Source organism: Mycobacterium sp. (genome assembly GCF_049683355.1).
Lineage (GTDB): Bacteria > Actinomycetota > Actinomycetes > Mycobacteriales > Mycobacteriaceae > Mycobacterium.
This window is the reverse complement of the sequence record NZ_JBAUJB010000107.1, coordinates 1-2,534: the sequence shown is the minus strand read 5'-3', so window position 1 is coordinate 2,534 and position 2,534 is coordinate 1. Positions and strand designations below refer to the sequence as shown.

Genomic DNA, 2,534 nt, shown 5'->3' with positions numbered 1-2,534 from the left:
GCGACGCGCGGGGCGTCCTTGGCGGGGGCGCCGAGCACCATCGCGGCCACCCGGGTCCGATGCTGCTCGGCGGTGCCCAGCAGCGCGGCGTCGGCGTAGGCCCGCTTGTAGTACAGGTGCGCCTGGTGCTCCCAGGTGAAGCCGATCCCGCCGTGCACCTGGATCGTGTCGGTCGCCACCCGGACGAGCGCTGCCGAACACGTGGCCTGCGCGATACTGACCGCCAGCGCAGGCTCGTCGGAGCCGTTGGTCAGCGACCAGACTGCGTGGTACGCCGTCGATCTCGCGTGCTCGAGCGCGACGAGGTCATCCGCGAGACGGTGCTTGACCGCCTGGAACGATCCGATCGGCCTGCCGAACTGGAGCCGGTTCTTCGCGTAGTCCACGGAGAGGTCGAGTAGATGCTGTGCCGCGCCCACCTGTTCGACGGCCAGCAACGCCGCACCTACGTGCAGCGCCTGGGTGATCACCCGGTCGGCCGCATCAGGTCCGGCGATGAGCCGGCCCGTTGCTTCGCGTAGTTCCACGGTGGCCTGCGGCCGGGTCAGGTCCAACGTGGTCAATGAGATGCGGTGTACCCCAGGCTGGTCCGCATCCACGACGTACAAACCGACACCGTCGGGGCCCTTCGCCGCCACCAGCAGGTGATCGGCCGCGCCAGCGTCGACGACCTGGCCGACGGTGCCGGTCAGAGCACGGGCCCCGTCGGTCTGGACGGCGTCGACGGTGACCGCCGCGGCATCGAATTCGCCGGCGACGTCACCGACGGCCAGCGCGGCGGTGCGAGCGCCGTCGACGAGCGGTGCCAACAGGTCGGCATCCGCACCAGCCGCGACCAGCGCCGGAATCGCGAGATACACAGTGCCGAGAAGCGGCCCGCACGCCAGGGCGGCGCCCAGTTCCTCGACAGCGACCGCCTGATCGACAAGCGTGCCGCCGGCACCGCCCACCGACTCGGGCACGGCCAAACCCAGCACGCCCAGCTCGGATCCCAACCGCGTCCACACCTTCGGGTCGAACGGCGGATCTGCAGTCATCGACGCGCGCACCGACGCTTCATCGAGATACTCGGCGCAGAACGCGCGCACCCCTGCGCGCAGCTGGTTCTGCTCGTCGGTGAACGTGAACTCCTCCCCGGCAAGCTCCTCAGCCACGCGGGATCTCCTTCCACGCCATTCCCGCATCCGCCCGCAGGTCCCCAGGCAGGCCCAGCACCCGCTCGGCGAGGATGTTCCTCATCACCTCGGAGGTGCCGCCCTCGATGGTGTTCGCGCGGCTACGCAGAAACCTCTGCTGGATCGGACCGCGCCAGTCGTCGACGTCGCCGTCGCTGCCCGGCATCCCGTAACCGTCGTACAGGATTCCCTCCGGCCCCAGCAGGTCCATGCAGAACTCGTAGATGTGCTGGTTGAGCTCGGCGCCGACGAGCTTGCCGATCGACCCCTCAGGTCCGGGGCCGCCGACGGTCGCGGTCGCCCTGGACCGCTCCGAGGTCAGCCGCTGCGCTTCGGCGCGCAGCCACAGCGAGGTGAGGCGGTCCGACAACACCGGGGTCTGCAGGTCCGGCCGCGACGCCCACAGTGCGACGGCATCGCCGATGGTGCCCGCACCGCGCCGGCTGCCGCTGGCCCCCAGCGCGCTGCGTTCGTTCATCAACGTGGTCATCGCCACCCGCCAGCCGTCGCCGACCGCGCCCAGTCGGTGTGCGTCGGGGATCCGCGCATCGGTGATGTAGACCTCGTTGAACTCCGCATGTCCGGTCAGCTGCCGCAGCGGTCGCGTGTCCACACCGTCCGCGTGCATGTCGAGGACGAAGTAGGTCAGACCACGGTGTTTGGGAACGTTCGGGTCGGTGCGGGCCAGCAGCAGCCCCCACCGCGCCCGGTGCGCCAGGCTGGTCCACACCTTCTGCCCGTTGACGATCCAGTTCTCCCCGTCCCGGACTGCCGAGGTCGCCAGACCGGCGAGGTCGGACCCCGCGCCCGGTTCGGAGAACAGCTGACACCAGATGTCCTCGGTGGTCGCCAGCGGTCGCAACAGCTGCCTGCGGACCTCGTCGGTCTGCGCGTGCTCGCGCACCGTCGGGGCGGCCATGCCGTAGCCCATCGGGTTGAGTGACAGCGGAACCGGTCCGCCGGCGTTCTGCAAGATGCGGTCGGCGACTGCCTGAAGTCCACGAGAGACGCCGAGGCCGCCGAATCCTTCGGGAAAGTGCACCCATGACAGTCCGGCGTCGAAGCAGGCCCCGAGAAACTGCGGAATGGGCACCGAACGCGGATCGTGCTCCGCCACCACTCGGTGCGCGGACTCGATCACCCGGTCGGCGTCGTCAGCGCTCATATGAGCACAGTAGAGCGTCGCGAGTCAGCCGCGGGGCAACTCGGTGGTCTCGGGCGAACGATCAGTACGCCGTCAGCGCGAGGCGCTCCGCATCTGACTTGTGGCGTGAGTGGAGGAGGTACCGGAGCCAGCGAACATCAATGAGCACAATGATCCTTTACGCGGTCTTTGTGAGAAGCGGGAGTAGTTGGCGC

At 69.2% G+C, this 2,534-nt stretch carries 2 protein-coding genes; both read right to left on the bottom strand.

The window, feature by feature from the left end:
• The coding region (locus WA944_RS06610; protein WP_526646615.1) for an acyl-CoA dehydrogenase family protein at positions 1-1,184 on the bottom strand (1,184 nt) is incomplete at its 3' end.
• Positions 1,147-2,340, bottom strand: a complete 1,194-nt coding sequence (locus tag WA944_RS06605) for an acyl-CoA dehydrogenase family protein (protein ID WP_526646613.1) — start codon at positions 2,338-2,340, stop codon at positions 1,147-1,149. The genes WA944_RS06605 and WA944_RS06610, both read right to left, overlap by 38 nt.
• Positions 2,341-2,534: the final 194 nt, after the last annotated feature.